Below are 22,878 nucleotides of genomic sequence, written 5' to 3' on the forward strand. Positions count from 1 at the left end.
CGCTCGCGGGTGGAAGGTGCCGAAGGCGGATGGGGACATCGAGTCCGCGTGCACGGCGGCCCGTCGATCCTCCGGGTGGCGCATCTCCCGCCGCCACGGCGTGATCCATGCCAGACCGCGACACCACCGACCACCCGGCCCGACACGCGTGTCGCGCCCCCCACCTGGAACATGCCATGCAGCTGTCGGGACTGGATATCGCGATCGTGCTGGCCTACCTCGTCGGCGTGTTCGTGCTGGCGCAGTGGGTCTCGCGCGAGAAGGCGGGCCACGCCAAGGACGCCGACGACTACTTCCTGGCCAGCAAGTCGCTGCCGTGGTGGGCCATCGGCGCGTCGCTGATCGCGGCCAACATCTCGGCCGAGCAGATCATCGGCATGTCCGGCTCGGGCTTCGCCATCGGCCTGGCGATCGCCTCCTACGAATGGATGGCCGCGGCGACCCTGCTGATCGTCGGCAAGTGGTTCCTGCCGGTGTTCCTGCGCAACCGCATCTACACCATGCCGCAGTTCCTGGAGCGGCGTTACGGCACCCGCATCCGCACCGTCATGGCGGTGTTCTGGCTGGGCCTGTACGTGTTCGTGAACCTGACCTCGATCCTGTGGCTGGGCTCGCTGGCGATCGCGCACGTCGCGGGCATCGACCAGATGGCGGCACTGCTGGCGCTGGCCGCCTTCGCGCTCGCGTTCCAGCTGTACGGCGGGCTCAAGGCGGTGGCGCTGACCGACATCGTGCAGGTGGTGCTGCTGGTGGGCGGCGGCCTGCTGCTGGCCGGCATCACCCTCGACCGCATCGGCGAAGGCGCCGGCATCTGGGCGGGCTTCGAACGCCTGCGCGCGGAAGTGCCCGGGCACTTCCACATGATCCTCTCGCCCGACCATCCCTTCTACAAGGATCTGCCGGGCATCAGCGTGCTGGTTGGCGGCATGTGGATCATGAACCTGAGCTACTGGGGCTTCAACCAGTACATCATCCAGCGCGCGCTGGCCGCGAAGGACCTGGCCGAGGCGCAGAAGGGCGTGCTGTTCGCGGCATTCCTGAAGTTGCTGATGCCGGTGATCGTGGTGGTCCCCGGCCTGGCCGCGGTGCTGCTGGCGCCGGACATCGGCCGCCCCGACGCGGCCTACCCGGCGATGATGTCGCTGCTGCCGGCAGGCATCCTCGGCATCGTGTTCGCGGCGCTGATCGCGGCGATCGTCTCGTCGCTGGCGTCGATGGCCAATTCGATTTCCACCATCTACACCCTGGACCTGCACCGCGCGCGCGGGCAGGCCGACCAGCGACGGCTGGTGCGCACCGGCCGCATCGTCACCGTGGTGGCGATGGCGCTCGCCGTGCTCGCCGCGCGGCCGCTGCTGGGCAGCTTCGACCAGGCCTTCCAGTACATCCAGGAATACACCGGCTTCTTCACCCCGGGCATCGTGGTGATCTTCGTGCTCGGCCTGTTCTGGAAACGCGCCAACGAGGCCGGCGCGCTGGCCGCGGCGATCGGCTCGTTCGCGCTGTCGATCGTGCTCAAGCTGGCGTGGCCGGCGCTGCCGTTCATCGATCGCGTCGGGCTGGTGTTCCTGCTGGCGCTCGCGCTGGCGGTCGGCGTGTCGATGGCCACGCGCCACGCGCCGGAGAAGGACATCATCCAGACCGGCGACGTGGAGTACCGCACCGGTGCCGCGTTCAATGTCGGCGCGCTCGCGGTCATCGCGATCCTGGTCGCGCTGTATACGCTGTTCTGGTAGCCGCGGCGGCGCCTGGTACGCGTGCTGGGAGCGCGTGCGCACTGTGCGGAACGCCCGTCGCGCGGCGGCGACAGTGAGGCGACTGGCCATCTGCAGGCCACCGGTGGGGCCTGCACGGCGCGGCTTGGGCGGCATGGCGCTGCGCGCACAGCGGCCTGCCCGCATGGATCAGCGGAAGTAGCGCTTGTCGAACCAGAACGGGCGCACCTGCGCTTCGCGCAGGTGGGTGGCGGCCTGCGGATGCGCCGGGTTGACCAGGTAGTTTGTCGAATCGGGCAGCAGCGCCGAGGGCAGCGGCAGCAGCAGGCCCTCGCGCGCATCGAGCCAGGCGTTGCCCACGGCCTGCGAGGTGGGTTCGTTCGCCTGCCAGCCGTCGGGCAGGTCCGGACGCGGCGACATCGCGGCGCCGTCCGCGACTTCGAGCGTGATCAGCTTCAGCGTGGTCGGGATGCGGGTCACGCTCAGGCGCATGTGCGCCATCACCTCCACCATCGCCAGCGCCGGATGCTCGGCCGCGTACAGCACCGAACGCGGCAGGGTGTGCCAGCGCCCGTCGGTATGGTGCCCGCCTTCGCCCCCCAGCCCCGGGAAGGCGGAGATCCGCCACAGCCGCATCAGAACACGCCGTGGGCGGTGCGGCGCAGGTGCGACTCGATCAGGCGGGCGCCGGAGTCCTTGGCCGCGAGCTGGAGCGGGGTGACCGGCGCGTCGCCGGGGATGTAGGCGGCCGGGGCGTTGAGCCATTCCAGCGCCTGGGCCTCGTCGCCGAACAGTTCCACCGCCTCGGCATACACCCGCGCCAGGCGGATCAGGCGTTCGGACTCGGCCTCGGTGAAGCGCGCATTGCGGGCCAGCCGCCGGCGCACGGTGCTCTCGGGCGCCACCAGCGACGGCGCGAACCCCAGGCGCTGCGCCGCGCGCCGGTACGAGCGGCTGCTCACGCCCGCCGCGGCCAGGCGCACGGCGTCGGTTTCCGATTCCAGGACCACGTCCAGCAGCCGCGACATGTGGGTGAACACGGGGCTGGCGGCCGGGCGCAGCGGGGTGACGGCATTCATGGGCGTTCCTCCATCTGAGCGGGATTATACGCCAGATGGAGGGCACGCGGGTCGCCGGATCCCACGGGCAGGACTCCCAGGCCCGGCGTCCCGCAGGCGATGCGGGGTCCGGCGGTCGATCCGCTCAGAACCGGTAGCGGATGCCCAGCGTCATGCTGCGACCGCGCAGCGGCGACTGGTCCTTCACGAACGAGGTATGGGCGTAGGCGGTCTCGTCGAGCAGGTTGGTGGCGCGCACGTAGACCTCCGACGACTGGCGCGGCGTCAGCGCGAAGCGGTAGGCGAAAGTCGCGTTGAGCATGTCGTAGCCGGCCGTCCGGGTCTCGTACGACGCGATTCGATCCTGCGAGGCGGTGCGGTAGTACTCGGCGTCCAGCGTGAACGGACCGCTCGACCAGGCGTGACGCAGGCCCAGCCGGCCAGGTGGGATCCTCGGCACGCGGTCGGCCTCGCCGGTGAGGTCGGCGCGTACGTAATCTCCGAACAGGGTCAGCACGTGGGCGTCGTCGAGGCGCAGGCTGACCTGGCCATCGATCCCGCTGAAGCGCGCATCGGCCGCGGTGTAGAGCAGGTAGTTGTGCGGCACGCCGGTGGCGTCGTCGGTCTCGATCAGGCGCGCGAAAACGTAGTCGTCGATGTCCTGGTGGAACAGGCCGACTTCGAATTCCAGCGCATCGCCGCCACCGCGCAGGGTCAGGTCGACCGATCGCGTGGTCTCAAGCACGTCGGTGCGGCTTTCGGGGAAGCTCGGTGACGCGCTGCGCGAGCGCGCCAGGCCCACTTCGTAGCTGTTGGTGGCCAGGTTGTTGCCATAGGCGTACAGCTCGCGCACGCTCGGCGCGCGCTGGGTGCGTCCCAGCGCGAGCGCGAGCGAATAGCCGCCGTCGAGGTGCCAGTTCGCGCCGACCGAGGCCGACACCGGCGACTGCCTGCTGCCGGGGTTGCGGGTGACGAAGCTCTCGACCACCTCGTCTTCGATCACCTGCTCCCAGTCCGGCCCGTACCAGCCTTCGAACAGTTCCTGGTAGGCAGGTGTCAGCGTGTGCCGGAATGCGGGCGCCGGCACCCGGACCTCGCGCCAGTCCTTGCGGATTGCCGCGTCGATGTCGAGGACTCCGAAGGAGCGGCGTTCGCTCAGGAACACGCCGATGTTCCGGGTCAGGTGGAAGTAGGGCGGGACCAGCCCGTAGCCATTCTCGCCGAAGGGCACGTGCAGGTTGTTGACGTTGAGCCCGCTGAACTTGCCGTCGGTGTACTGCACGCCCAGCAGTCCGGTGAAGCCGAACAGCGGCGCGTGCGTCAGTTCGATGCGGCCGTCCTCCACCTCGTTGGTGTAGCGGTTGAACAGCGCCGGGCCGTCGATCTCGTCGTGCGCGTAGTCGGTCGAGGACAGGCGCAGCCGCAGGTGCTCGAAGCCGGGCAGCGGATCGTCGATGTCCGCGCGCACGTCGGTGCGCTCGCTGCGCAACCGGATGCGCGCGGTGTGGTCGTCGGACGAGCCGAACGGATCCTCGTAGCCGCCGTGCGCCTCGCAATGGAGGTCGATGCCGTGCGGGTGGCAGACGCCGTTGAGGTGCGAATGCCCGGGCAGCCCGTACTCGCCCTCCTGGCGGGTGTGCGCGGCGCCGATGTAGCCCCGCCCGGTGATCCAGGAGGCGCCCAACGAGGACGTGGTGCCCTCGGCGAACGAATCTTGCAGGCGTCCGCCCGGAATGTCGTAGTCCTGCGCGTGCTGGCGCGCGAGTTCCGCGTGCACGGCGAACTGGCCGGCGCCGGCCGTCACCCGCGCCACGCCCGCCCGGCTCCGGTCGCCGCTGCCCAGGCGCAGCTCCGCGCCGCCACCGAGTCCGTTGCGGGGCAACGCTTTGGGAACGCGGCCGTCGATCAGGTTCACTGCCCCGTTCATGGCATTGCCACCGTAGATCACCGCCGCCGGACCGCGGATGACTTCGATCGCGTCCAGCAGCAGCGGATCGGTCGTGATGGCGTGGTCGGGCGACACGGAGGATGCATCGAACAGGTTGGCGCCGTCCGACAGGATCTCGATGCGCGGCACGGTCTGGCCGCGGATGACCGGCCGCGAGGCCCCGCCGCCGAAGTTGTCCAGATGCACGCCGGGCAGGCCGGCCAGCGTCTCGCCCAGCCCGCCCTGGCGGCGACGCGCCAGTTCGTCGCCGGACAGCGTGGACCGGGCATTGCCGGCCAGGGGCTCGGCGGCCCGGCGTTCGCCGAACACGACCAGTTCGTCGAGGTCGACCGGGCTTCTGGGGGAGACGTCCTGCGCGGACACGGGCAGGGGTGAGAGGACGACGCCGGCGATGGCGACGCACAGCAGGGAGCACTTCATCGAGATCTCGGGGTTGGAGGCGGTGGAGGGCAGCGCGACCGGTGCGATCCCCCGAGAAGTCGGAGCGGGCGGGGGATCACGACGGGCTGCTTGCGAAGGCGTGAGTGTAATGTAATAACATATCCGTCAATGACGTCGGGGGATCAGCCAATGCTCGAAACGCGCGCCCTGTGCAAGCGCTATGGCGACCAGATCGCACTGGACGCCCTGGACCTGAAGGTGGACTCCGGTGAAGTGGTCTGCCTGCTCGGCGCCAACGGCGCCGGCAAGACCACCACCCTCAACCTGCTGCTGGGATTTCTCGCGCCGACGTCGGGTGAGGCGCGCGTCGAGGAGGTGGTGGTCCAGTCCGATCCACAGGCCGCCCGCGCACGGCTGGGCTACCTGCCGGAGGTCGTGCAGCTGTATCCGCTGCTGAGCGGACTCGAGACGCTGCGCTACTTCGCGGACCTGTCCGGCCGTCCGCGGCCCGCGGACGACGAACTGCATCGCATGCTGTCGCAGGTGGGCCTGCAGCGCGATGCGCACGGGCGTCGCGTGGCGGGCTACTCCAAGGGCATGCGCCAGAAGCTCGGGCTGGCGATCGCGCTGTCGAAGGGCGCGCGCGCGTTGCTGCTCGACGAACCGCTCTCAGGGCTCGATCCGAAGGCCGCCAACGAACTCGTCGCGCTGGTGCGCAGGCTGGCCGCCGACGGCCATGCCGTCCTCGCCGTCACCCACGACATCTTCCGCGCGCAGCAGATGGCCGACCGCATCGGGATCATGCGCCAGGGCAGGCTGGTGGACATGCTCGACCCACGCGCGATGAGCGCCGCGGAGATCGAGGCGCTGTACGTGCATCACCTGCGCGACGTGGCATGAGTCCGGTGCGTGCGATCGCCGGACACACGCTGCGGCTGTGGTGGCGCGAAGGCAGGCTGCCCGTCGTGCTGCTGCTCGTGGGGGCCCTGGGGCTGCTGGCCGCGACGCTGTCGATCCAGCGGGCGGCCGGATCGGAGCGCGACCGCATCGCCGCGGAAGCCGCCGACCGCGACACCTTCGCGAATCAGGGCGCGCGCAACCCGCACAGCGTCGCGCATTTCTCGCGCTTCGCGTTCCGGCCGATGGGGCCGCTCGCCACGCTGGACCCGGGCATCGGGCCGTATGCGGGCGTCGCCATCTGGATGGAAGCCCACTACCAGGATCCGGCCAATCTGCGTGCGGCCGAAGACCGGGTGGAGCTGGGGCGCCTGGCCGACCTCAGCCCGGCGTGGCTGCTGCAGGTGCTGGTGCCGCTGCTGGTGATCGCGCTCGGCTTCGACGCGCTGGCGGGGGAGCGGGAGCGCGGTACGTTCCCGTTGCTGCTGGGCGGAGGCGCGACCGCACGCACGCTGCTGATCGGCAAGGCGGTGGCCATGGGACTGGTGTTCGGAGCGCCGTTGCTGCTGCTCGCGCTCGCGCAACTGCCGGCGGCCATCGGACGCGTCGAAGGGACGACCGACCTGCTGCTCCGGCTGTCGATCTGGGTGCTGGCGCATGCGCTTTATCTGGGCGCATGGATCGCGGTGGCGCTGGCGGTCTCGCTGCGGATGGCGCAAGCGCGCAGCGCGCTGGTGCTGCTGCTGGCGGCCTGGACGCTGGCCACCCTGATCGCCCCGAGGCTGGCGGTCGCCGTGGCCGAAGCGGTCGCGCCCGTGCCGGCGGCCGGCGAGTTCTCGTCGGCCATCTATCGCGACCTGCGCGACGGCATGGACGGCCACGATCCGGCCGACCGGCGTCGCGACGCCTTCAGGCAGCAGGTGCTGGCGCAATATGGCGTGGAGCGCGTCGAGGATCTGCCGGTGAGCTTCGCCGGGCTGGCGCTTCAGGAAGGCGAACGCTACGGGCATCTCGTATTCGACCGCCATTTCGGCGCGTTGACCGACGCCTATCGCGAGCAGGAGCGGTGGCGCCGCATCGGTGCACTGGCAGGACCGTTGCCCGCGCTGCAGCAGGTCTCGATGGCGGCGGCGGGTACCGATGTCTCCCACCACGTGGATTTCATGGCGCAGGCCGAGGCGCAGCGTCGCATCATCGTGCGCACGCTCGACGAAGACCTGATCCGCAACGGCGCCGGGCAGGACATGGCCTATCTGGCCGATCGCTCCGTGTGGGAGCGAATTCCCGAATTCGACTACGTACTGCCTGGGATGGCGGAGCTGTCCCCGCGCCTGGCCGCCGACGGGCTGCTGCTCGCTGCATGGCTGTTGCTGGCGACCTGGCTGGCGAGCCGCGCCGCCACCCGTGCGGAGTCCGCCCGATGAAGACGCTATGGCGCACGATGGCGTGGGACTGGCGGCTGCTTGCACGCAGCCGCATCGGGGTGGCCGCGCTGGCATTGGCCGCGTTGTTCATCGCGCTGGCGGCGTGGAACGGTGCGCGGTTCGCGACGCAATGGCAGGCGCAGGCGCGCGCAGCGGTGGCCGCCGCCGAGGAATCGCGTACGCGCATGCTGACCGACATCGCCCGGGGCGAGGGCTGGGCCGCGCTGCCGTTCAGCGCGGAAAGCCCGATCGTGCTGCCGCCCGCCCCGTTGGCGGATCTCGCCAGCGGTCGGGCGGATCTGGATCCGCGCACCACCACGGCGTTCACCTTCCGCAGGCAGCACGAGCTGTTCCGCCATTACGAAATCGACAGCCCGCTCGCGCTGGCGCAGGGGCGCTTCGACCTCGCCTTCGTGCTGCAGACGCTGCTGCCGCTGCTGGTGATCGTGCTGGGCTACGGCGTGCTGGCCGAAGAGCGCGAACGCGGCCTGGACCGCGTGCTGGCCGTGCAGCAGGTTCCACCACGGCACCTGCTGGCCGGGCGCCTGCTCGCACGCGCGCTGTTGTTGCTGGCGCCGTTGCTGGCCGTCTTCGCATGGCTCTGGCTCGCAGGCGACGCAACCACGGGCCACGACCAGCGCACGCTGCGGTTGGCCTGGGCGCTGGCGCTGACGCTGGGTTATTTCGCGTTCTGGTGGGGGCTGGTGGCCTGGATCGGCACCTGGCACCTGCGCGAAGGACAGACCCTGCTGGCGCTGCTGGCGGCGTGGGTGTTGCTGGTGCTCGCCCTGCCGGCGCTGGTGGGGCTGGTGTCGCGCGAGCTGCATCCGCCGCCGTCGCGCTTCGAACTGATCGCCACCGCACGCGCGCACGAGATCGACGGCATCAAGCGCGGCGCGGCGCTGCTCGGCGAGTACGCGCACGACCATCCCGAGCTCGATCCGGAGGCCGGCGGCAACCTGCCCGCCTGGGCGACCACCCTGTTCCTGACCACGCGCCTGGTGGATGGCGCGGTGGCGCCGGTGGTGCAGCGTTTCGACGGTGCCCTGGCCGCGCAGCAGCAGACGGTGGCGCGATGGCAGTTCGCCACGCCCGCCTTGATGTTGCAGCGGGGGCTGGTGGCCGCGGCCGGAACCGATGAACGGCGTCGAGGCGCGTTCATCGGCCAGGCCAGGACGCATCTGGTCGATTTCCGCGAGCGCACCGGCCGGATGATGCTGGGGGGCGAACTGCTCGATGCCGAAGCCCTGGACGCGCTGCCGACGTTCGCGTTCGCCGAGCCGGGCGACGACGTGGCCTGGCGCGCCGTGCGGGCGCCGCTAGGCGTGCTGTGGACGCTGGCGCTGTTGCTGCTGGCGCTCGCCCTGCGACGTGCCGGCAGCGGGCCGGCTGCCTAGGGCCGCATTCGAAACCATGTCCGTGCGCGCACGTTGCCGACAGGCGCCGCGCCCCATCTCCCGTGTCCAGAAGGAAGCCTTGATGTTCCGATGCCCGACGCTTGCCCCCGCGCTAGCACTCGCGTTTGCCGGTGCGGCCGCCGCTGCGAATGCGGAAGACGTCGCTCCAGCCGTGTCCGCCACCGAGCTGGATGCGGTGACCGTGTACGGCAGGCAGCTGGGGCGCATTCCCGGCGAAACCGCCACCAAATCCGGCGCCCCCGTGCTGGACATCCCGTTCAGCGTCAGCATCGTCCCGCGCGAACTGCTGGACTTGCGCAGCGTGTCGAACATCGGACAGGCGACCGAGACCATCGGCGGCGTGCAGCGGACGATCGGCTTCTCCGGCAACCAGCGCTTCCGCATCCGCGGGTTCCAGGCCGTCAGCACGCTGCGCGACGGATTCCGGCAGAGCATGTCGCAGCCGGAGGTCGAACTGCAGGGTGTGGAGAGCATCGAAGTCCTGAAGGGCCCCGCGTCCGCTCTGTACGGGCGCTTCGAGCCGGGCGGCGTGATCAACTTCGTCTCCAAACGGCCGCAGGAGCGGTTCGCCGCGGCCGCAAGCCTGGCGGCAGGCTCGGACGACTACGCCCGCGCCAGCGTCGATGTCACCGGCCCGGTCGACGCCGCCGCCACGCTGCTCGGCCGCCTCAACGCGGCGCACGAGGACGCGGGCAGCTTCCGCGACGGCATCGACAGCCGCCAGTCGTTCCTCGCGCCCACCCTGGAGTGGCGACCCGACGCGCACACGAGCCTGCTCGCGCGGTTCGAGTATCTGGAACGCGACGCCGCCTTCGACCGTGGCCTGGGCAACAGCCCGCTGTTCCTCGAGGTGCCGATCGGACGCAACTACGGCGAAGACTTCATGCGCATCCGCAAGCGCCAGCTGAGCGGTGCCCTGGAGTTCGATCGCCAGTTGTCCGCGGACTGGCGCCTGCGCCTCGGCGCCTACTGGTCGGACGTACGCGTGCCCGAGGAGGAGTTCTTCAACTACGGCTTCCCCACGCTGACCGGCACGACGGTCAACCGCAATTTCGTCAGCTATCGCGAAACCCAGAAGGATTCGACCCTGCAGGCCGAGCTGCATGGGCGCTGGCGCACCGGGCCGGTCGAGCATCGCGTGCTGGCGGGCGTGGAGCGGGCGGTGGACCGGCTGGCATTCCTCGACGGACGCATCGCCTACGGCAATCCGATCGACCTGTTCGATCCGGTGCCGACCGGCCGGCCCGACACCTACGTGGATGCCGGCGACAGCCGCTACGAGTTCGAGACCGCGGCCCTGTACCTGCAGGACGAGATCGCGTGGGAACGCTGGCGATGGCTGCTGGGCGGCCGCTACGAGCGCACCGATACGGTGTCGTTCTACACCGGCGGCATCGACCCGGCGGTGACGCGTCGCGATCGCCCGTTCTCGCCACGCGCAGGGGTCACCTACCTGCTCACGCCGGACCTGTCGGTGTACGCCAGCTGGGCGCGTTCGTTCCGCAACGAGGCGGATGCGGGCCTGCTGGAAAGCGGCCTGACGCCGAAGCCGACACGCGGCGAACAGGTCGAACTGGGGATCAAGTCGATCCTGGCCGACGGACGCGCCGAGGCGACGTTCGCGCTGTTCGACCTGCGCAAGACCGACGCCGTGGTCGCCGATCCGGTGGACTGGAACCTGGTCATCCAGGCGGGGGAACTGCGTTCGCGCGGCGCGGAGGCCGAACTGTCGATGCGCCTGCGGGATGCGTGGACGTTGGTGGCGGCCTACGCCTGGTCCGATGCGAGCATCCGCGAGGACTCCGACGCCTCCATCGTCGGCAACCGCCTTGCAGGCGTGCCGCGCCACCAGGCCAGCCTGTGGACGTCGTTGGCGTTCGACGGCCGCCTGTCCGGCCTGACGCTGGGCGGCGGCGTCCTGCACGGCAGCGAGCAGGCCGCCACCACCGCCAACACGTTCTTCCTGCCCGCGTACACGCGCATCGACCTCAATGCGCGCTACGCGCTGCGCAACGGCTTCGACCTCCTGCTCAACATCGACAACGTGGGCGACCGCAGGTACTACATCACCGGCGGGTTCGCGCAGATCTACCCGCAACCGCCGCGGACGCTGCGACTGACCCTGGGAAAGCGCTGGTGAGCGGCCCCGTCGTGCGCGGGCGTCCCCCGGGGGCGCGGCGCCGGCTCGCGCTGGGGCTGCTATGTCTGGTCGCGGGCCTGTGTGCGCTGGTGCCGGCGTCGGGCGGACAGGCTGGCGAAGCGCCGGCACCGGTCGTGCGCGCACCGGCACCGCCGGGGCTCAACCACGTCTACGTGGTGCTCGATGCGGATACCTTCGCCGCCCTGCGCGACCACCCGAACGTCGCGCGGGTCCTGTCGCACGCGGACGCGGGGCTTCCGGACTTCAGGACGCCCGACGGTCACAGCGACCGCCTGTTCTTCCGCGGCCGCACGACGTACCTGGAGTTCTTTGCGCCGGACAACCGCTTCGGCGAGCCGGTCGGCAAGGTCGGGCTGGCGATCGGGCTGGATGCCGCCGCGGGACTGGATGCCGTCCACGACGCATGGCGCCATGCCTATGGCGCCGACGTGCGGCGCTCCGCCGCCACCTACCGACGGGTCGATCCGGTCGTTCCCTGGTACGACGCCGTCCAGGTGGATGCCACCAGCGACAACCCGCAGTTCGTGCTCTGGGCGATGACCTACACGCCGGAGTTCGTGGGCTGGATCTCGTCGCGCGACGCGCCATCCGGCGAAGCGCGCGCGGGAAGCACGCGTCGGCGCGATGCGCTGGCCGCGCGCTGGCGCGAGGACCAGAACTTCGTCGACGTGGTCGGCATCGCGATCTCCGTGCCGGCCCGGCTGCAAGCCCGCATCGCAGAACAACTGGCGCTTGCCGGCATGGAACGCCTCGACGATGCCGGAGCAACGCGGCTGGTCGGCGATGGCTGGTCGATCGTGCTGGAGCGGCGCGGCCCCGAAGCCGTTGGCCTGGTGCATCTCGACCTCGCCGTGTCCGGCCGCTGGAACGCGGGCTGCCCGGCGGTGCTGGGCCGGACGACACTCGACTCAGCCGGCGGGCGCCTGCGTTGGCATTTCGGCAGGGCCACGCCCGGGAGCGCAGATGCCGGCGGCGCCGACGACTGTCGCGTGCGTCGCCGCGAGTAGCGTCGGGGATCGTGCGGCGGATCCAGTCCGCGCGTCGGCGGCTCCGGTGCATCGCCGGGATGTGCGGCAGAGATGTGCGGCAAAGGCGGGCGGGCGCGGCCGGCTGGAGGCGCAGGCGCCGCGGGCGCGCAGAACCGCGCCCGACGCGGCGGGTTCGATCTGCAGGCAGTGGTGGCTATGGGTGGACTCGAACCACCGACCCCAGCATTATGAGTGCTGTGCTCTAACCGGCTGAGCTACATAGCCAGATCGATCGCGCGCGCAGGGCGGCGAGCCGCCTATTCTCGGCGCGCGGGGCGGCGGCGTCAACGCCGCGCATCGGGATTGGCACTTTCGCGGGCGCCGTGGCAGAGTCGGGGGCAGTAGATCTTGGAGTCCGCATCGTGATCGATCCGGACGGGTACCGCCCCAATGTCGGCATCGTCCTGATGCACCCCGACGGCCGCGTCTTCTGGGCGCGACGGGTGCGTCGCGACGGCTGGCAGTTCCCGCAGGGCGGGATGAACAGCGACGAGACGCCGATCGAGGCGATGTACCGCGAGCTCCGCGAGGAGACCGGCCTGCTGCCCGAGCACGTGGCCGTGCTCGGCGTCACCCCCGGCTGGCTGCGCTACCGGCTGCCGTACAACGCCATCCGCCGCAACGACCGCGTCGTGTGCATCGGCCAGAAGCAGGTCTGGTTCCTGCTCCAGTTCACCGGGCAGGAAAGCGACCTGCAGCTGGACCTGACCCCGAAGCCGGAGTTCGACCACTGGCGCTGGGTGGATTTCTGGTACCCGGTGGAACACGTGGTGATGTTCAAGCGCGGGGTCTACGCCAGCGCGCTGCGGCACCTGGCGCCGTTCGCGCGCCAGATCGCGGGGATGAACGCCATTCCCGCGGCCACCGTCGAGCGCGAGCGGGGCCGCCGGCGGCCCCGGCACCGTGGCCCGGTCCGGCAGCCCTCGCGCGACCGGGAGTAACGGTCCCCGAGCGGACCGGAATGCTGGCGGCATTGACAATCATTCTCATGCATGGCGAAATGGCGTCCGGATCTTCCACCGGTCGCGCGCCTTGTACGTCTGCATCTGCAACGGGATCACCGAAGCCGACATCCGCCGGGCCGCCGAGGCCGGTTGCAGTTCGCTGCCCGAACTGACCATGCGCACAGGCGTGGGCGCCTGCTGCGGCACCTGCATCGACACCGCGAGCGCCCTGCTCGACGCCGCGCGTCCGGCCGCCCCGGCCGCGTCCATCGCCCTGCCGGTGCTGCGCGCCGCCTGAGCGACGCCTCGCGCGCGGCGCGGGATACAAATGCACCCGATTCGTGTTCCGGCATGCGCCTGCGCGCGACGCTAGAGTGCGCAGGTCCACGCTTGCACGGAATCCGGCCATGAAAGGCGATGCAGAGGTCATCCGCTACCTCAACAAGGCGCTCTACAACGAACTCACCGCGATCAACCAGTACTTCCTGCACGCCAAGATGCTGAAGAACTGGGGCCTCGGCGAACTCGCCAAGCACGAGTACGAAGAGTCGATCGACGAGATGAAGCACGCCGACGTGCTGTCCGAGCGCATCCTGTTCCTCGAGGGGCTGCCCAACTTCCAGGCGCTGGGCAAGCTGCGCATCGGCGAGACCCCGGTGGAGATCCTGCGCGCCGACCTGGCGCTGGAGATGGACGGCATCCCGCTGCTGCGCGAGGCGATCGCGCACTGCGAGACGGTGGGCGACTACGTCAGCCGCAAGCTGTTCGCCGACATCCTCGAGAACGAGGAAGAGCACGTGGACTGGCTGGAGACCCAGCTCGACCTGGTCGCCCGCATCGGCGAGCAGAACTACCTGCAGAGCCAGATCGAGGACTGAGGCGGCGTCGGGCGGCGGAGTTCGTCCGTCGTCGTTCATCCGCCGGGAACCCCTGGGCCCGACGCGATCCTGTCGCGGCACGGCGCGCGCGATCAGGTGCCGCCACCGTTCACTCGTCGGGCGTGGCCCGGCCGGCTTCTGCCAGCGCGTCGTGATCCTCAGGTCTGGGAGGCGGGCCGCCGGGCCAGCAGCTGCTGGCGCGCGCGCGCGAATTCGTTGGCGATCAGGGCGACGGCCACGGCCGGACGCTCCAGCGACTTCTCGCGCGAGGCCAGCTCGACCCGCTTGGCTGCGGCCGACAGCGACATCGCCCCGAGGTTGGCGCTGGAGGACTTGAGCGAATGCGCCGCGTCGCGCAGGGCCTCGTAGTCCGGGCCGGTGGCCGCGTGTTCCAGCGCACGGATCAGGCGTGGCGTGTCTTCCAGGAACACGTCGACCAGGCGGTCGACCTCCTCGCCGAGCATGGCCTGCAGGTCGTCCAGGATTTCCGGATCGAGGACCACGGCGAGCGGGCGCTTGGGCGGCTCGGGCGCGGCACTCGCGGACCTGGCCGCCGGAGCCGCGGCTGCGTTCGCAGGCGGTGGGGCGGTACGCGAAGACGTGCCCGCAGCCGCGGCGGGAGGTTGCGGAACCGCGGGCGGGGTGCGCGCGATGGGAGGCTGCGCCGCCAGAACCGCCGTCGCGGCCGGGATCGCGGCGGGTGCCGGGTTTGCGTCGGGCGGCCCGACGCGAGGCGCGGGCGCGGCCGTCGACGGTGCCGAGGTCCAGGCTGGAGTCGGCGCGGAGGAGGTTGCGCCGGGTCCGGGCGTCGTCGCGGCCGGCGGGGCGACATGCGCGGTCGCCGGGGCGGTGTCGGGCGACGGCCGGCCGGCCGCGTCCGCTTGGGCGTGCGCCGCCGCTGCGCCTGCTTCGATCCGCGTCGCGGAGGCCGCGTCGCCGGCGCCCGCCGAGGCCTGCGTCACCGCGGCTGCCGGCGCAGGCGCGTCGGTCGTCGGCAGGCCCAGCAGCTGCGGATCCAGCGAGGTCGGGGTGACCGGTTCCGGCGTGGGCCCGCCGCCGACCAGGTCGGCGAATTCCGCCGGCACGCTGATCTGGTCCGGATCCCACCAGCGATGCAGGCAGCGCTCGAGTTCGCTGCGCGTCACCGGCTTGGGCAGGTAGTCGTCCATGCCCGCGTCCAGGCACTTCTGGCGGTCGCCGGCCATCGCGTTGGCGGTCATGGCGATGATGGGCAGGCGACGGCCGTCGCCGCTGGCGGCTTCGTTGTCGCGCCAGCGCTGGGTGGCGGTGTAGCCGTCCATCACCGGCATCTGGCAGTCCATCAGCACGATGTCGTAGCGCGAGGCGGACATGCGCAGCAGCGCGGCCTCGCCGTTGCTGGCGGTATCGCAGGTGATCCCGAGCACGCCGAGCAGGCGCTGTCCGACCATCAGGTTGACCGGGTTGTCCTCCACCAGCAGCACCCGCGGCTTGCGTACCGCGAACTTGTCGAGGTTGACCGCCTGCGCCGCCGCGGTGGCGGGCGATGGCGCGCTGTCCTCGGGAGACGGCGGGGCGGGGACGGCCTGCTCGGAAGCGGTGGATTCGAACAGCGCCGCGCGCAGGTCCGGGTCCGGCGCCTGGCGGCTGAGCAGGGTGACGCTGCGCTGCAGTTCGTCGGCCACCGGGTCGTCGCCGTACAGGCACACCAGCCGCAGCTCGCCGTACACGCTCTGCCGGCCCAGGTTGCGGTGCAGCGCGAGCGCGGTGTTGCGCATGCCCGCCAGGTCCGCCAGCACGATCGAATAGGCCCACGGCGGACCCTGGTTGGCGGCGTTGCGCAGGCGGTCGAGCGCTTCCTGCGTGGTCTCCACCGAGGTCACGCGCAGGCCCCAGTTGGGCAGCAGCATGCTCAAGCGCAGGCGCAAGCGCGGATCGGCGCTGAGCAGCAGCAGGCGTCCACCCTGCGGGGTCTTGTCTTCGGCTTGCATGTCGCCCTGCACCTTGAGCAGCGGGATTTCGAACCAGAACGTAGCGCCGTGCCCGGCCTCGGAGTCGACCCCGATACGCCCACCCATCAGCTCGACGATGCGGCGCGAGATCGCCAGCCCGAGCCCTGTGCCGCCGTACAGGCGCGTGGTCGAGGCGTCGGCCTGGCTGAAGGCCTGGAACAGCCGCGACTGCGCCGCCTGCGAGATGCCGATCCCGGTGTCGCGCACCTCGAAGCGCAGCTGGTGCTGCGACGCGGTCTCGCCGGTCTTGCGCAGCGACACCGTGATCGAGCCGCGCTCGGTGAACTTCACCGCGTTGCTGACCAGGTTGCCCAGCACCTGGCGCAGCCGCACCGGGTCGCCGCGCACCGGCAGGCGCACGCCCGGGTCGAGCTGCATGTGCAGGCGCAGACCCTTGCTCTGCGCGGGGCGTTCCATCAGCTGCAGCACGCCCTCGAGCAGTTCGCGCAGGTTGAAGCCGGTGGTCTCGAGCTCGAGCCGGTCGGCTTCGAGCTTGGAGTAGTCGAGGATGTCGTCGACGATCCGCAGCATCTGCTGCGAGGACAGGTAGGCGGTGCGCACCAGCTCGGCGTGGTCGGCGGCGAGCCGCGCGTGCATCAGCAGGTCGAGCATCGGCACGATGCCGTTGAGCGGCGTGCGGATCTCGTGGCTCATCGTGGCCAGGAACTCGCCCTTGGCCATCACCGCCGACTCGGCCGCCTGCTTGGCGTGGCGCAGCTCCTGCTCGAGCTGGGCGTGGCGTTCGAGTTCGCGCTGCAGTTCGCCCAGCAGCTGTTCGTCGCGCTGCGAACGCTCCCGCGCCTCGGCCAGTTCGTGCTCGCGGCTGCGGATGTTGTAGAACACCGCGATCGAGGCGAACACCGCCAGCAGCGCCAGCACCAGGGCGAAGCCCTGCCACGGCCCTTCCATGCCCAGCACGTGCATGGCCATGGTGACCGCCGCGCCGCCGGCGGCACCGAGGGTGAACCAGCGCAGCATCGCGCTGGACGGGCGTGCGTTGCTGATCATCGCCATCGGCGGGCCCTAGAGCACCGAGTGCTGGAAGTCGAATTCGAGTTCGCCGGCCGGCCGCTGCACCAGGTTGCCCTGGATGAAATCGACCCCGGTCATCCACAGCGTCGCCGCCGACTGCGCGTCCTCGACCTGCTGGCCGATGACCTGCAGCCCCAGGCGGTGGGCGAAGTCGATCGCGCTGCGCATCTCGTCGCGGATCGCCGCCTCGTGCAGCTGGCTCGAATACAGCGCGGCCAGGCGCACGTAGCCCAGCGGCAGCTGGCCGATCAGCGCGTTGGCCTCGGCGCCGAACCGGTACTGGCTCAGGCACAGCTGCACCCCGGCCTGGACCATGTCGCGGCAGAACTCCTGCAGCGACAGCGCATGCACCAGCGCATCCTCCTGGCGCACGTCGATCACCAGCGAGCCGCCGTCCACGCCGGCCTCGGCCAGCGACTGCAGCAGCCATTGCGCGTGGCCCGCGTGCGAGAGCGTCTCCGGCGACTGGGTGACGAACAGGCGCAGGGCCCGGTTCTCCTGCCGCTGCCGGCGCAGCGCGCCGATCGCGATCTCCAGCACGCGGCGGTCGACATCGAGCGTGGCGCCGATGCGCGCGGCCGCGGCCAGCACCTGGCCGGCGGCGTGTTCGGTGCCGCGCGCGTCGCGCAGGCGCAGCAGCACCTGGTACTGGGCGTCGTTGCCGCCGGCCACCGCCACGATCGGCTGGAACGCGGTCTGCAGCCCGCCGGAGGCGAGCGCGTCGCGCAGGGTGCGCGACAGGTCGGCCAGGGTCTGGTCCTCGACCGAGACCGGCCGCTCCCAGGCCGCCACCGCATGGGTGTGGCTGCGCGCGGCGCGCAGCGCTTCCTCGGCCGCGGTCAGCGCCGCGCCGGGGTCGTCGAATCCGAGCGCCAGGTCCGCATACCCGACCACCGCACGCAGGCGCACGCGTTCCTCGCCGACGCGGAAGGCGTGTTCGCCCAGGCCGTCGCGCAGCTGGCGGGCGAGCGGCGCCAGCGCATCGGGCGCCAGCCCGGTGGCGAGCACCAGGAAGGTGTTGTCGTTCAGGCGCGCGGCGGCGTGCGGGTCGGCGACTTCCCCCAGCCGGCGGCCGGCATCGGTGAGCAATGCTTCGAGCGCGGCATAGCCGAAACGGTCGCGGAGGGCGGCGATGCCCGCGATCTCGACGAAGAAGGTCGCGCCGTCGCGCGCGCCCGGCACCGAGGTCGACAGCAACTGCAGCATCTGCGGCCGGGTACGCAGCCCGGTGGCGGGGTGGCGATGGGTGGCCGCGGCCGGCGACTGCAGCGCACGGGCGCGCACGATCCGGTTCTGCACCGCCGAGATCAGGTGCTTGGGCCGGACCGGCTTGCGCAGGAAATCGTCCGCGCCCAGGTCGAGCGCCTCGAACCGGCGCTCGGGGTCCTCGTCGCCGGTGAGGAACACGATCGGCACCGTCGAGAAATCGGCGTGGGCGCGGATCAGCGAGGTCAGCTCGGCACCGTCCAGCCCGGGCATGTGCAGGTCCATCAGCACCAGGTCGGGCCGCAGCTGCTCCATCGCCGCCATCACCTCGCTGGTGACCGACGCGACCTGGGCCTGCATGCCGGCGCCGTTGAGCACGCTCTCGGCGAACAGGGCCTGGCTGGGATCGTCCTCGACGATCAGCACCCGCCAGGGCGAGGCGTCCTGTCCCGGGGCGGCCGGCGCCGCAAGGGCGGGCACGGGCGCGGGCGGTTGATCGTCGGGGGCCGGATCGACGCGCGCGAGCACCGGTGCGCCCGCATCCTCGCACCAGCGGCGCCAGAAACCGGTCGGCGGGAATTCGGCGCGTTGGCGGTTGTCGGCGTCAGACACCGCCGGAACCTTGCCGCAAAGCGCGTGCCGCGGCAACCGCGCACGACGCGTGGCGCAACAGCCGGTGTAGCGAGGAGCCTGCCTGCGCAGCCACGCGGTTCATTCCATTTCCCCCTGTTGCCGGCATTATCGCGCAATGCGGCCCGGCGACTATGGCACGGCAAAGCCGGCCCCGTGCGGCCACATCCCCCTCACGCACCGTGCGTCGGGCCGGAAGTGTGATCGCGCGCTCAGGCGGTTGCGGCGGGTCGGGGCGCTCGCCTGAACAGCCGTCGCCACAGCCACCACAACAGCAGCAGCACGCCCACGCCGATCCCCACCACCACCGCGAGCACCAGCCACGGGTACGACCACGCCAGACCGAGCGCGCCGACCACCACCACGTCCTCGGTCGCCGACGCGGTCCAGTTGCTGACCGGCTCGGGCGAGGTGTTGAGCAGCATCCGCGAACCGGCCTTCACCGCATGGCTGGTGAGCGCCACGCCGGCGCCGGCGGCGAGCATCCCGGCGCCCAGTTCGCCGTCGGGTGACAGCGACGCGGCGGCCAGGAAGGCTCCGGCAGGCACCCGCGCCAGGGTCTGGACCAGGTCCCAGGCCGAGTCGACCCCGGGGATCTTGTCGGCCAGGAATTCGGTCACCGCGAGCACGCCCGAGACGCCCAGGACCCAGGGCGAGGTCGTGGCCTCCAGCGCCGGGGGCAGGTCGATCCAGCCGAACGCGCCCGCCAGCCCCACGCCGAAGACGGTCAGGTACGCGCGCACGCCTGCCAGCCAGGCCAGCAGGACGCCGACGGCGAACAGGTGGGCTTCGGACACGGGCGTTCCTCGCAGGCCGGACGGCGGCTGAACCAGGGGCCGGGCCAGCGCGCCCGACGCCCGGAGTATAGGCGCGCTGCGCCTTGACGCCGGCGCGCGCGCGTCGCTATACCGGTGCGATGACGCAGCCACCTCCCAGCGCGCCGGAAGGCGCCGCGCCGACGTCCGCGATGCCCGGTGCACCCGCGCCAGGCGCCGCCGCCGTCTCCCCGCCCGCTTCCCCGACCTCGCCGGCCGGCTACGCGGTGCTGGGCCTGTTCGTGGCCGCGCTGGCGTTCGGCCTGTGGGGGCTGTGGGCCGTGTTCGGCGGTGCCGGTGGCGCGTCGGGCGGCGAACTCGCGCGGGCGCAGGCGCAGGTCGAATCGCTGGAGCAGCAGGTCGCCACGCTCACCCGTTCCGACCAGATCAGCCGCGACGCCAACCGCGACCTGCAGGGCACCCTGGCCGAGCGCGACGAGGAGATCTCCGCCCTGCGGGCGGATGTCGCGTTCTACGAGCGCTTCGTCGGCTCCACCGCGCAGCGCCGTGGGCTGGCGGTGCACGAGCTGGTGCTCACCCCGCAGGCCGGCCAGGCCTGGCACTACACGGCCACGCTGACCCAGAACCTGAACCGCGGCGCGGTCAGCGCCGGCCGTCTCACCCTGGCGGTGGAAGGCACGCGGGACGGCAAGCTCGAGCGCCTGGACTGGGCGGCGCTGCGCCAGGAAGACGATGCCCCGGGCGTGGAGTATTCGTTCAAGTATTTCCAGCAGGTGGAGGGCGAGGTGATGTTGCCGCCGGGGTTCCAGCCGCTGCGGATCACCGCGCGCCTGGTGCCGTCGTCCGGGGCGGCGGTGGAACAGACCCTGCCCTGGAGCGAGGCCGCGCGCACCGCGCCGGCGGGCTGACGCGACGGTGCGTGCCGCCGCGGCGCTTGAAGTCGCGGCCGGTGCGCCCCATCCTGACCGCATGTCTTCGCCCGCCCCCGACTATCTTTCGCTCCAGCGCCCGCTGGACTTCACGCCAGCGGCCGCCGGAAAGGTGCGCGAGCTGATCGCCGAAGAAGGCAACTCGGCGCTGAAACTGCGCGTCTACATCCAGGGCGGCGGCTGTTCGGGCTTCCAGTACGGGTTCGAATTCGACGAGGAGCAGGCCGAGGACGACCTGACGGTGACCACCGACGGCGTGACCCTGGTGGTCGACCCGCTCAGCCTGCAGTACCTGATGGGCGCCGCGGTCGACTACACCGAGAGCCTGCACGGCGCGCAGTTCACGATCCGCAACCCGAACGCGAAGTCGACCTGCGGCTGCGGGTCGTCGTTCACCGTCTGACCCCGATGCCGGGCGCGACCGAGTCGTTCGCCTTCGTCGAAGGCGCGCTCGATCGTGCCGAATTCATGCGCACCGACGCGGCCCGGCTCGACCGGCTGTGGCCGGACGCGCGCCTGCTGCGGCTGGACGCGGACGGCCACGCGCTCGCCGCGGCCGACGGCAGTCCGCTCGACGAGACCGGCGCCGCGCACCCGGACCTGCAGCGGGACGCGGTGCTGCTGGGCGTCGACGCGGGGCGCGCCTGGTTCGCCGCCCTCGACGCGTCCGCCGACCCCGCCGCGCCCCGCACCGACCTGCGCACCGCCGCCGCCACCTGGCCCGTGCGCGAGGCGACCGCCTTCGCCCAGGCGCGCGCGGTGCTGCACTGGCGCGCGCGCCACCGCCATTGCGGCGCCTGCGGCCGACTGCTGCGCTTCGAGCGCGCGGGCTGGCTCGGACGCTGCGATGCCTGCGCGATCGAACACTACCCGCGCACCGACCCGGCGGTGATCGTCGCGGTGAGCGATGGCCCGCGGCTGCTGCTCGGGCGCCAGGCCGGCTGGCCGGCGCGGCGCTATTCGACCCTGGCCGGTTTCGTCGAACCGGGCGAGACGCTCGAGCAGACCGTCATGCGCGAAGTGTTCGAGGAATCGGCGGTGCGCGTGCGCCGCTGTCGCTACCTCGCCTCGCAGCCCTGGCCGTTCCCGTCCTCGCTGATGCTCGGCTTCGTGGCCGAGGCCGAACCCGACGAGCCGCGGCCCAGCGACGCCGAGCTCGAGGACGCCCGCTGGTTCACGCGCGAGGAGGTCGGCGCCGCGCTGCGGGGCGAGACCCGCGAGGCGGGGCTGCTGCTGTCGCCGCGGCTGTCGATCTCGCGCTGGCTGGTGGAGCGCTGGCACGCGGGCGAAAGCGCCTAGAATCGCGCCATGTTCGCCACCCTGCTCGCGGTCGTGGTCTGCCTGGTGCTGGGGCACCTCGCGCGCGGGCTGACCGCCGCGCTGCGCGAATACGGCTGGTTCCGCGCCTGGCTCGGCTGGCTGGACGCGCGCCTGGGCGACAGCGCCGCCTGGCGTGGTCCATTCGGGATTGCGCTGGCGCTGGCGCCCTGGCTGCTGCTGGTCGCGCTGGTGCAGTGGCTGCTGCACGACGTGCTGTTCGGCCTGCCGTGGCTGCTGTTCGCGGTGGCGGTGCTGTTCCATGCCTGGGGGCCGCGCGACCTGGATCGCGACGTCGAGGCTGTCCTCGCCGCGACGGACGCGCAGGCGCGGCGCACCGCCGCGGCCCGGCTGTGGCCGGACTCCCGCCGCGACCAGGCCGAGCTGCGGCCGGCGGCCGTGGTGGGCGCGGTGTTCGATGCCGCGCTGCGGCGCTGGTTCGGGGTGCTGTTCTGGTTCGTCCTGCTGGGGCCGGTCGGCGCGCTCGGGTATCGCCTGACCGCGCTCGCGGCCGAGGATGCAGTGGCTGCGCGCCTGCCCGATGGCCTGGTGGCCGGTGCGCGCACGCTGCTGGCCGTGCTCGACTGGCCCGCGGCGCAGCTGGCGACGCTGGCGCTGGCGCTGGTGGGGAATTTCGACGTGGTGATCGGTGCGTGGAAGGATGCCGGCGGCGCCGCGCTGAGGCCGGATCCGGGCTTCTTCACCGCCGCCGGCCGCGCCGGCGTGCGCAGCGAACTGGCGGACGAGGCCGAGGACTATGCCGTGGCCGGCGTCGCGGCCGGCAGCGCGCTGGTGCACACGCTCGGCCCGCTGCCGGAACTGCGCGACGCGATGAGCCTGGCCTGGCGCGCCCTGCTGCTGTGGCTGGCCGTGATCGCCCTGTTCGTCATCGCGGGCTGGGTGAGCTGACGCGAGCTCTGCGCGGCATGCCGCGCAGCGTCAGCGAACGCCCGCTCATGGATGTGCGGGCCGGTGCCTCCGCAGCCGGGCACTCCCGCCATGGACGGCTGCCGCGAAGTCACCACGCCGGCGGGCACTGCCTCGCGCGTCAGCGAACGCCCGCACACGGATGCGTGGGCCGGAATCTCGCAAAGCCGCGGATGCCTCGCCATGGATGGCTGCGGCGTGATCACCGCGCTCGCGTC

Annotated in this window: 19 protein-coding genes and 1 tRNA gene; 13 read left to right on the forward strand and 7 right to left on the reverse strand. The window is 71.6% G+C overall.

The window, feature by feature from the left end; all coding sequences use genetic code 11:
- Window positions 1-176 precede the first annotated feature (176 nt).
- A complete protein-coding gene (locus QFW80_RS11390; protein WP_280602079.1) occupies window positions 177-1,736 on the forward strand; it encodes a sodium:solute symporter family transporter in 1,560 nt (519 codons plus the stop codon).
- A gap of 168 nt (window positions 1,737-1,904) precedes the next feature.
- On the opposite strand, the gene QFW80_RS11395 is transcribed toward QFW80_RS11390, so the two are convergent.
- The 3 genes from QFW80_RS11395 to QFW80_RS11405 form a co-directional block, all read right to left on the reverse strand.
- Window positions 1,905-2,351 (reverse strand): RES family NAD+ phosphorylase, encoded by a 447-nt coding sequence (locus tag QFW80_RS11395; protein WP_280602080.1) that lies wholly within the window; start codon window positions 2,349-2,351, stop codon window positions 1,905-1,907.
- Window positions 2,351-2,794 (reverse strand): antitoxin Xre/MbcA/ParS toxin-binding domain-containing protein, encoded by a 444-nt coding sequence (locus QFW80_RS11400; protein ID WP_280602081.1) that lies wholly within the window; start codon window positions 2,792-2,794, stop codon window positions 2,351-2,353. The genes QFW80_RS11395 and QFW80_RS11400 overlap by 1 nt, the downstream gene beginning before the upstream one ends.
- A gap of 124 nt (window positions 2,795-2,918) precedes the next feature.
- The gene (locus QFW80_RS11405) at window positions 2,919-5,141 is read right to left on the reverse strand and encodes a TonB-dependent receptor domain-containing protein (protein ID WP_280602082.1); all 2,223 of its coding nucleotides are present in this window, start codon (window positions 5,139-5,141) and stop codon (window positions 2,919-2,921) included.
- A gap of 150 nt (window positions 5,142-5,291) precedes the next feature.
- On the opposite strand from QFW80_RS11405, the gene QFW80_RS11410 reads away from it, so the two are divergent.
- From QFW80_RS11410 to QFW80_RS11430, 5 genes are all read left to right on the forward strand, one after another.
- Window positions 5,292-6,002: an ABC transporter ATP-binding protein gene (locus QFW80_RS11410; protein ID WP_280602083.1), complete on the forward strand. Its 711-nt coding sequence runs from the start codon at window positions 5,292-5,294 to the stop codon at window positions 6,000-6,002.
- Window positions 5,999-7,423, forward strand: coding sequence for an ABC transporter permease (locus QFW80_RS11415; protein ID WP_280602084.1), 1,425 nt, complete (start codon window positions 5,999-6,001; stop codon window positions 7,421-7,423). The genes QFW80_RS11410 and QFW80_RS11415 overlap by 4 nt, the downstream gene beginning before the upstream one ends.
- Window positions 7,420-8,820, forward strand: coding sequence for a DUF3526 domain-containing protein (locus QFW80_RS11420; RefSeq protein ID WP_280602085.1), 1,401 nt, complete (start codon window positions 7,420-7,422; stop codon window positions 8,818-8,820). The genes QFW80_RS11415 and QFW80_RS11420 overlap by 4 nt, the downstream gene beginning before the upstream one ends.
- Before the next feature lie 172 nt (window positions 8,821-8,992).
- Complete coding sequence (locus QFW80_RS11425; RefSeq protein WP_280602086.1) at window positions 8,993-10,981, forward strand: TonB-dependent siderophore receptor; 1,989 nt, start codon at window positions 8,993-8,995, stop codon at window positions 10,979-10,981.
- A complete protein-coding gene (locus tag QFW80_RS11430; protein WP_280602087.1) occupies window positions 10,978-12,009 on the forward strand; it encodes a DUF5829 family protein in 1,032 nt (343 codons plus the stop codon). Before QFW80_RS11425 ends, QFW80_RS11430 begins: the two co-directional genes overlap by 4 nt.
- Window positions 12,010-12,178: 169 nt before the next feature.
- On the opposite strand, the gene QFW80_RS11435 is transcribed toward QFW80_RS11430, so the two are convergent.
- A tRNA-Met gene (locus tag QFW80_RS11435) sits at window positions 12,179-12,255 on the reverse strand.
- Between the two features lie 137 nt (window positions 12,256-12,392).
- Between QFW80_RS11435 and QFW80_RS11440 the strand changes: the two genes are divergently transcribed.
- The 3 genes from QFW80_RS11440 to bfr all read left to right on the forward strand — a co-directional run bounded on the left by QFW80_RS11440 (window position 12,393) and on the right by bfr (window position 13,852).
- Window positions 12,393-12,971: an RNA pyrophosphohydrolase gene (locus QFW80_RS11440; RefSeq protein ID WP_425603559.1), complete on the forward strand. Its 579-nt coding sequence runs from the start codon at window positions 12,393-12,395 to the stop codon at window positions 12,969-12,971.
- A 91-nt stretch (window positions 12,972-13,062) separates the two neighbouring features.
- Window positions 13,063-13,272, forward strand: a complete 210-nt coding sequence (locus QFW80_RS11445) for a (2Fe-2S)-binding protein (RefSeq protein ID WP_280602088.1) — start codon at window positions 13,063-13,065, stop codon at window positions 13,270-13,272.
- A gap of 109 nt (window positions 13,273-13,381) precedes the next feature.
- Entirely contained in the window at window positions 13,382-13,852 is a 471-nt protein-coding gene (gene bfr / locus QFW80_RS11450; protein ID WP_280602089.1) for a bacterioferritin, read from the forward strand.
- Between the two features lie 158 nt (window positions 13,853-14,010).
- Here the strand turns inward: bfr and QFW80_RS11455 are convergent, their stop codons facing one another.
- From QFW80_RS11455 to QFW80_RS11465, 3 genes are all read right to left on the reverse strand, one after another.
- Window positions 14,011-16,857: a hybrid sensor histidine kinase/response regulator gene (locus QFW80_RS11455; protein WP_280602090.1), complete on the reverse strand. Its 2,847-nt coding sequence runs from the start codon at window positions 16,855-16,857 to the stop codon at window positions 14,011-14,013.
- A 9-nt stretch (window positions 16,858-16,866) separates the two neighbouring features.
- Window positions 16,867-18,693 carry an EAL domain-containing protein gene (locus QFW80_RS11460; RefSeq protein WP_280602091.1) on the reverse strand — a complete coding sequence of 609 codons (1,827 nt, stop codon included), beginning with the start codon at window positions 18,691-18,693 and terminating at the stop codon, window positions 16,867-16,869.
- Between the two features lie 230 nt (window positions 18,694-18,923).
- Entirely contained in the window at window positions 18,924-19,508 is a 585-nt protein-coding gene (locus QFW80_RS11465; protein ID WP_280602092.1) for a DUF4126 domain-containing protein, read from the reverse strand.
- A 119-nt stretch (window positions 19,509-19,627) separates the two neighbouring features.
- Here QFW80_RS11465 and QFW80_RS11470 point away from each other — a divergent pair, with 119 nt between their 5' ends.
- From QFW80_RS11470 to ampE, 4 genes are all read left to right on the forward strand, one after another.
- Window positions 19,628-20,395, forward strand: a complete 768-nt coding sequence (locus QFW80_RS11470) for a DUF6776 family protein (protein ID WP_280602093.1) — start codon at window positions 19,628-19,630, stop codon at window positions 20,393-20,395.
- Window positions 20,396-20,456: 61 nt separating this feature from the next.
- Complete coding sequence (gene erpA, locus QFW80_RS11475) at window positions 20,457-20,819, forward strand: iron-sulfur cluster insertion protein ErpA (RefSeq protein WP_280602094.1); 363 nt, start codon at window positions 20,457-20,459, stop codon at window positions 20,817-20,819.
- Between the two features lie 5 nt (window positions 20,820-20,824).
- Window positions 20,825-21,715 (forward strand): NAD(+) diphosphatase, encoded by an 891-nt coding sequence (nudC, locus tag QFW80_RS11480; protein WP_280602095.1) that lies wholly within the window; start codon window positions 20,825-20,827, stop codon window positions 21,713-21,715.
- Window positions 21,716-21,724: 9 nt separating this feature from the next.
- A complete protein-coding gene (gene ampE / locus QFW80_RS11485) occupies window positions 21,725-22,642 on the forward strand; it encodes a regulatory signaling modulator protein AmpE (protein WP_280602096.1) in 918 nt (305 codons plus the stop codon).
- Window positions 22,643-22,878 lie beyond the last annotated feature (236 nt).

This window comes from Luteimonas rhizosphaericola, from assembly GCF_029888045.1.
GTDB lineage: Bacteria > Pseudomonadota > Gammaproteobacteria > Xanthomonadales > Xanthomonadaceae > Luteimonas > Luteimonas rhizosphaericola.